The 7311-nt window shown below is 69.2% G+C and carries 7 protein-coding genes; 3 read left to right on the plus strand and 4 right to left on the minus strand.

All coding sequences use genetic code 11. The features are described from left to right. A partial coding sequence (locus WBL05_RS07675; protein WP_424224931.1) for a rhomboid family intramembrane serine protease occupies nucleotides 1–751 on the plus strand: 751 nt, incomplete at its 5' end. 96 nt (nucleotides 752–847) lie between these two features. Continuing rightward, nucleotides 848–1654 carry a PP2C family protein-serine/threonine phosphatase gene (locus WBL05_RS07680; RefSeq protein WP_424224933.1) on the plus strand — a complete coding sequence of 269 codons (807 nt, stop codon included), beginning with the start codon at nucleotides 848–850 and terminating at the stop codon, nucleotides 1652–1654. A gap of 290 nt (nucleotides 1655–1944) precedes the next feature. On the opposite strand, the gene WBL05_RS07685 is transcribed toward WBL05_RS07680, so the two are convergent. Further along, on the minus strand, nucleotides 1945–2568 hold the full coding sequence (locus WBL05_RS07685; protein WP_424224935.1) for an L-threonylcarbamoyladenylate synthase: 624 nt from the start codon (nucleotides 2566–2568) through the stop codon (nucleotides 1945–1947). Between the two features lie 18 nt (nucleotides 2569–2586). Further along, the gene (locus WBL05_RS07690) at nucleotides 2587–2991 is read right to left on the minus strand and encodes a pilus assembly protein TadG-related protein (RefSeq protein WP_424224937.1); all 405 of its coding nucleotides are present in this window, start codon (nucleotides 2989–2991) and stop codon (nucleotides 2587–2589) included. A 115-nt stretch (nucleotides 2992–3106) separates the two neighbouring features. Here WBL05_RS07690 and WBL05_RS07695 point away from each other — a divergent pair, with 115 nt between their 5' ends. After that, a complete protein-coding gene (locus WBL05_RS07695) occupies nucleotides 3107–4324 on the plus strand; it encodes a pyrophosphate--fructose-6-phosphate 1-phosphotransferase (RefSeq protein ID WP_424224939.1) in 1218 nt (405 codons plus the stop codon). Here the strand turns inward: WBL05_RS07695 and WBL05_RS07700 are convergent, their stop codons facing one another. Further along, entirely contained in the window at nucleotides 4325–5422 is a 1098-nt protein-coding gene (locus WBL05_RS07700) for a YihY/virulence factor BrkB family protein (protein ID WP_424224941.1), read from the minus strand. It lies immediately after the preceding gene. Nucleotides 5423–5482: 60 nt separating this feature from the next. Continuing rightward, on the minus strand, nucleotides 5483–7311 hold a 1829-nt coding region (gcvPB, locus tag WBL05_RS07705), incomplete at its 5' end, for an aminomethyl-transferring glycine dehydrogenase subunit GcvPB (RefSeq protein WP_424224943.1).

Below are 7311 nucleotides of genomic sequence, written 5' to 3' on the forward strand. Positions count from 1 at the left end.
CGACTGGGCCCCGCCGAGCGGCCGGCAGCGCCGCCGCAGCAGCGGCGCCGGCGACCGGTGGTTCAACCAGCCGGCTCAACCCGCCGGCTACGGCCGGTCATCGATCTTCCCCGCACCGACCACCCCCACGGTCGTCACCAACGTCCTGATCGGGATCACTATCGTGGTCTGGATGCTCCAGAACCTGTCACCGCAGCTGAGCTCGATGCTGATGCTGATCCCGTCGATCGCGGCGGAGGAACCATGGCGGCTCATCACCTCGGCGTTTGCACACGCCCCCCGTTCGCTGACCCACGTCGGGTTCAACATGCTGACCCTGTGGCTGCTGGGACGCTACCTGGAGCCCATCCTTGGGCCGGGCAGGTTCCTGGCGGTTTACCTCACCTCGGCGCTGGGCGGCAGCGCGATGTTCATCTGGTTGGGCGCCTGGAACTCCGCCGTGGTGGGGGCGTCCGGGGCGGTTTTCGGCCTGTTCGGTGCGTACATGGTGATCGGGGCGCTGCTGCGGCGCCCGCTCACGTCGGTCTGGGTGCTGCTGGGTCTGAACCTGGTGATGATGTTCCTGTTCCCGGGCATCGCCTGGCAGGCCCACCTCGGCGGGTTCCTGGCCGGCGCCGCGGCGACCACCCCGATCGCGGCCGACATGGTCCGGCGCGGCAAGGGCAAGTCGGCGGTGGCCTGGCCGGGCATTGGCCTGGTTGTGGTACTGATCGCGCTGTCGATCGTTCTGCGTTACACCGTCGCTGTTTGAGCGTCCGGCCAGCGGCGACGCAACAGGCTCGGCAAGCCTCAACTCTCAACCAAGCTGGCTTGGCCTGCCCCGGCGGGTAGGCGCTATGGTCGAGGAATGGATCTGAGGCCGATGCACGCATTGGCTGTCGGCGGTCGATCCGATATTGGCCCGCTGCGGCCCAACAACCAGGACTCCGGACATGCCGGCGACGACCTGCTGTTGGTGGCCGACGGCGTCGGTGGCAGCCCCGGCGGCGACCTGGCGTCCGCGCTGATGGTACGGACCCTGACCGGTCTGCTGCGCGACCGCTCCGACGTCTCGGAGGCGCGGCTGCGCGACCAGGTCACGTTGGCGAATGCGCGGTTGGCCCGGACCGGACGCGAGCACCCCGCCCTGAAGGGGATGGCCACCACGCTCACGGGCCTGGTGCTGACGCCCGAGGCCACCTTCCTGGTACACGTCGGCGACTCCCGGGCCTACCGGTGGCGCGACGGCGAGCTGGCACAGCAGACCTCCGACCAGTCCTGGATCCAGGTGCTGCTCGACCAGGGGTTGGTCGACCCGGCGGACGTGCGTCACCATCCGATGCGCAACATGCTGTTGCACTCGCTGTCCGGGGCGATCAGCGACCCGGAATCGGTGCAGATCGCCCCCATCGAACTGCAGCACGGCGATCGATGGCTGCTGGCCACCGATGGGCTGACCAGCTACCTACCGCCCGACGAGCTCGCCGAATTGATGGGCCGGGTCAACCACCCGCAGGATCTGGCCGATGACCTCGTCGAGCAGACATGGGCGCGCAGCAAGGACAACATCACCGTCGTGGTGGGTGACGTCCGGGCCGGTCGCCCCGCCGGACGCGGCCGGTTCATAGGCGCTGCCGCCGGCGCATCGACCGGGCCCCGCCGCCGCGTCGTCTAGACGCAGCCCTCCCCGGCCGGGCCGTCACGTTCGGACCGCCGCCTGGCGGTACCCTCGACCACGATCCAGGTGCGCTCGGCGCAGCCCAGCCCGGGCCCGGCCGTGCACTATCACCCCCAGGGCCCGGATAATGCCCGCGGAAAGCCCCAAACGCGTGCACAATCTGTGGCTTGGGCCGAATCGTGCCCAGCGGGGAGCTTGTGAGGGGGGTCGGTCACTGGCGCCGCCGCCTGAGCCGACGCCCCGACGGGACGGAGCTCCCGCTGGTGGACCGCCGCCAGAGCCCAGGCTCAGGCCTCGAAGAGTGCGGGGTCCCCGGCCCCCCGCCGGGTGACCTCCGGCTCGTCACCGGTCAGGTCGATCACGGTGGTCGGCTCGGGTAGCACGTCACCGGAGTCGAGCACCGCGTCCAGCAGGTGGTCGAACTCCTCCTTGACCTGCCAGCCGTCACTCATCGCCTCGGTCTCGCCCGGCGCGATCAGGGTGGACGACACCAGCGGCTCCCCCAGCGCGTCCAGCAGCGCCAGCGTGGTGACGTGCGAGGGCACCCGCACACCGATGGTGCGCTTCTTCGGGTGCTGCATGATCCGGGGAACCTCGCGGGTTGCCCGCAGGATGAACGTGTACGGGCCGGGCGTGGTCGCCTTGATCGCCCGGAAGACCCGGTTGTCCATGTCGACGTATCGGCCGAGCTGGCCGAACTCACTGACCACGACGGTCATGTGGTGGCGCTCGTCCAGTTCACGGATCGCCCTGATCCGGTCGGCACCGGAGTGGTTGCCGAACAGGCTGCCCAACGCGAAGCCGGAATCGGTCGGGTAGGCGATCACCCCACCATCCCGCAGGATGGTGACCACCTGGTCGAGGGCGCGCTGCTGCGGGTTCTCGGGGTGGACTTCAAAGAAACGGGCCATCCAGACAGCGTAGTAGCTCTAGCGGGAACGCAGTTCGACCTCGGCGCTGCCGCGTCCGGTCAGCTCATCGATGCCGGCGAGGCTCAGGAACACCGTCGACACCGAGGTGTGGGTGTGCACCTGCAGCAGGTCACCGGCCCCGACGCTGACCTCACCGGCGATCCCCGGGTTGGCGGTGAGCACCTGCTCGGCGGCCGAGGTGGCGGTCGCCCCGCCGTCCAGCCCGGCCAGCATGACCGGGGCCGCCGCGTCAACTCCGGCTCTCGCAGCCTGGGCGGCGACCGCCTCGGCACGGCGGTGCGCAGCGCCCTGGGCTGCCCCGTCGACCGCCAGCCCGACGCACAGCAACAGCACCGGTATCAGCAGGCAGACCAGCACCGATACACTGACGCCGCGCTCGGACCGCAGGTGATGGAAGGACATGCTCGCTCCTGGTGGGATGGGTGGCACTGGCCAGTTTGTCATGGCGTCCGGGCGCCGAGCCGGATTGTCCACAGCTAGCATCGGAACATCCGAACAGAAGGAAGGTTTCACCGGAATGGTCAACAAGGTTGGTCTGCTCACTGCAGGCGGTTTCGCCCCCTGCCTGTCATCGGCAATTGCAGGTCTGATCAAGCGGTACACCGAGGTGGCCCCTGATATCGAGATCATCGCCTACCGGCACGGCTACCAGGGCCTGCTGTTGGGCGACTCGCTGCCGGTCACCCAGACCGCGCGCGACAACATCGACGTGCTGTACAACTTCGGCGGCTCCCCGATCGGCAACTCCCGGGTCAAGCTGACCAACGTCAAGGACGCCGTCAAGCGTGGCCTGGTGAAGGAGGGTGAGAACCCCCTCGAGGTGGCCGCCAGGCAACTGGTGGCCGACGGCGTCGACGTGCTGCACACCATCGGTGGCGACGACACCAACACCACCGCCGCCGACCTGGCCGCCTACCTGGCCGAGAACAGCTTCGATCTGTGCGTGGTCGGCCTGCCCAAGACCATCGACAACGACATCGTGCCGATCCGCCAGTCGCTGGGCGCCTGGACGGCCGCCGATCAGGCCAGCATCTTCGCGCAGAACATCATCGCCGAGCACAACGCGGCTTCCCGCGAACTGATCATCCACGAGATCATGGGACGCAGCTGTGGTTACCTGGCCGCCGAGACAACCCGGCGTTACCGGGCATGGCTGGACCAGCAGCAATGGCTGCCGGAGATCGGCCTGTCCCGCGAGGCCTGGGACGTGCACGCCCTCTACCTGCCCGAGGTGCACCTCGACGTCCAGGCCGAGGCGGCGCGGCTGTCGAAGGTGATGGACGAGGTAGGCAACGTCAACATCTTCCTCTCCGAGGGTGCCGGGGTCAACGAGATCGTCGAGCAGCTGGAGAGTGCCGGCGAGGAGGTGCCGCGGGACGCGTTCGGGCACGTGCAGATCGACAAGATCAACCCCGGTGAGTGGTTCGGCGCGAAGTTCAGCAAGCTGATCGGTGCCGAGAAGACCATGGTGCAGAAGTCGGGTTACTTCAGCCGCTCGGCAAAGTCCAACGCCGAAGACCTGGAGCTGATCAACCGCACCTGCGTGCTCGCGGTGGACGCCGCACTGGCCGGCAAGCCCGGTGTGGTCGGGCTGGACGAGGAGAACAACGACGAGCTGTCGGTCATCGCCTTCCCGCGGATCGCCGGCCACAAGCCGTTCGACATCACCCAGCCGTGGTTCATCGAGCTGGCCCAGGACATCGGAATGCCGAAGCCGGAGGCCGCCGTCCACTGATCAGGTTGGTCGGCGTGGCCGCCTGAGCCGGCTGGCCCCGGTGCCGAGCAGCAGCGCGGGCCGGCCGGCGGCGTCCTCACCCAACGAAGCACTGAGCTTCTTGGCCGGGCGCTGTCGGCGTTGCCGGTCAGCCTCCGCCGCCTCCCAGTGGCTGTCGACGGTGACGATGCCCTCGCGGTCGCGCAGGATCCGGTCGGCCCGGCTGTAGCGGCGCGCCACCGCGGGCTGGTTCCAGGTGGCCACCCACGCCGCCCAGATCAACGTCAGCATGGCGAAGATGTTGATGAACAGCATGGCCACGATCACCGGCCCGAAGACCTGGGTGGCGCGCCCCATGCTGAGCAGCCTGGTCAGCGCGCCGGCACCGGTCTGCAGCAGGACGAAGCAGACCGCCGCCCCGAGCGAGCCACCGACCACCGCACGGTTGGGCGAGCGGACATCGGGCAGGTAACGGTAGATCAGCCAGAACAGCAGCAGGGCACCGGCGAACGACAGCCCGAGCGAGGCCACCTGCACCAGACCCTGCGAGATGAAGACGTTGCCGAGCCGGGCCCAGTCGACCACCGCGCCGGCCAGTTGCGTGCCGATCACGGTGCCGGTGAAGGTCACCGCGACCAGCACCATCAGCACCAGCAGCAGCGCGATGTTCAGGATCGGCTCCAGCAGCGGGCTGTGGCTGCGGTGGACCACGTCGAAGTCTGGCCGACCCATCGCCCGGATGGCACCCTTAAGGTTGGCCACCCAGGTCGAGCCGATCACCAGCGCCACCACCACCGCGAACAGGCCGACCCGCTGCCAGTGGTACAGGTACTCCCCCAGCAGGATCAGCACCTGGTCCTGCAGGGGCCCGGCGTTCAGGTTGTCGACGATGAAGATCTGCACCTCGTCCAGCCACTCGGGGCGGATGACGGTCAGCACCAGACCAGTCGCCGCGAAGGCGAACATCAGCACCGGGACGATGGCGAGGATGCTGAAGAACGCGATCGAACCGGCCAGGTGGTTGCCCATCCGGTTGAAGTAGCGCTTGGCGGTGCGCACGATGTGCGAGCCGACCGAGCTGCCCTCCAGCCGTTGCTCCAGCCTGTCCCGCCACGCCATGTGGTAATCATCCCAGCGTGGCGGACCGATCGGCCCGTCCGGCTCGCAGACCTCCCGGGATTACCCCCGGACCGGGGTGAGGCTGCAGCTCAGGTGACGGTCACCGTAGACGTTGTCGACACGGGCGACTGCTGGCCAGTACTTGTCGCCACCGCCACCACCGACCTGTCCCCGGCCCAGCCCGGCTGGGAACGCCGCCTCCTGCCGGGAGTAGGGATGGGTCCACTCGTCCGCGGTCACCCGTGCCAGGGTGTGCGGGGCGTTGACCAGCGGGTTGTCCTGGGCGGTCCAGTCGTCGCCTGAGATGATCCGGTCGATCTCGCCGCGGATCGAGATCATCGCGTCGCAGAAGCGGTCCAGCTCGGCCAGGTCCTCGCTCTCGGTGGGCTCGATCATCAGCGTGCCGGCCACCGGGAAGCTCATCGTCGGCGCGTGGAAACCGTAGTCGATCAGCCGCTTGGCGAGGTCGTCGATGGACAGCCCTGACTGCTTGCAGATCGCGCGCGGGTCGATGATGCATTCGTGGGCGACCAGGCCGGCCTGCCCGGTGTAGAGCACCGGGAAGTGCTCGTCCAGCCGGCGGGCGATGTAGTTGGCGTTCAGCAGCGCCACCCGGCTGGCCTGCCGCAGGCCGTCCGCCCCGAGCAGCGCGATGTAGGCGTAGCTGATCGGCAGCACCCCGGGCGAGCCGAACGGGGCGGCGGCAACCGTACCGCCCGGCTCGGGGTCGCCGCCCACGTCCACCAGCGGGTGGTCGGGCAGGTAGCGGGCGAGGTGCTCCTTGACCGCGATCGGCCCGACGCCGGGGCCACCGCCGCCGTGCGGGATGGCGAAGGTCTTGTGCAGGTTCAGGTGGCTGACGTCGGCGCCGAAGCGTCCCGGCCTGGCCAGCCCGACCAGGGCGTTCATGTTGGCCCCGTCGACGTAGACCTGGCCGCCGGCGGCGTGCACCAGCTCGCAGGCCTCCACCACGGTGTCCTCGAAAACACCATGGGTGGACGGGTAGGTCATCATGATGGCGGCCAGTTGGTCGGCGTTCGCCTCGACCTTGTCCCGCAGGTCGGTCATGTCGATCGATCCGTCCTCGGCGGCGTCGACCACCACCACCTTCAGCCCGGCGAGCGCCGCGGACGCCGCGTTGGTGCCGTGCGCCGAGGACGGGATCAGGCAGACCCGGCGCTGCGACTCGCCTCGTCCGGCGTGGTAGCGCCGGATGGCGACCAGCCCGGCGAACTCACCCTGGGCGCCCGAGTTGGGTTGCAGGCTGACCCGGTCGTAGCCGGTGATCTCCACCAGCCAGCCGGCCAGTTCGTCGATCATCTGGCGGGTACCGCGGGCGTCGGCGGCCGGCACGAACGGGTGCAGGTTGGCGAACCCCGGGTAGCTCATCGGCTCCAGCTCGGCGGCCGAGTTGAGCTTCATGGTGCAACTGCCGAGCGGGATCATGCCCCGGTCGAGGGCGAAGTCGCGGCCGGCCAGGGTGGCCAGGTAGCGCATCATCCGGGTCTCGGAGTGGTGGGCGTTGAAGACCGGGTGGGTCAGGAAGTCGCTGCTGCGCTCGGTCGCACCCAAGCTGCCCCAACCGCTTAGCCCAGGTTCCACGCCGAATGCGGACGCCACCGCGGCCAGGTCGTCGGGGGTCGCGTCCTCACCGATGGACACCCCGACGTGGCTGGGGTCGGCCAGCCGGAGGTGGACGCCGGCCTCGCGCGCCCTGGCCACCACGGCAGCGGCGTCCGGCACCTCGACCAGCAGCGTGTCGAAGAACGTGTCGTGCACCGGCGCGAGACCGGCGTCGGCCAGGGATGCGGCCAGCCGGCGCGCATTGTCGTGGATACCACGGGCGATGCCGCGCAGACCGGAGGGCCCGTGGTAGACGGCGTAGGCGC

Source organism: Brooklawnia sp. (assembly GCF_049651565.1).
Taxonomy (GTDB): Bacteria; Actinomycetota; Actinomycetes; order Propionibacteriales; family Propionibacteriaceae; genus Brooklawnia.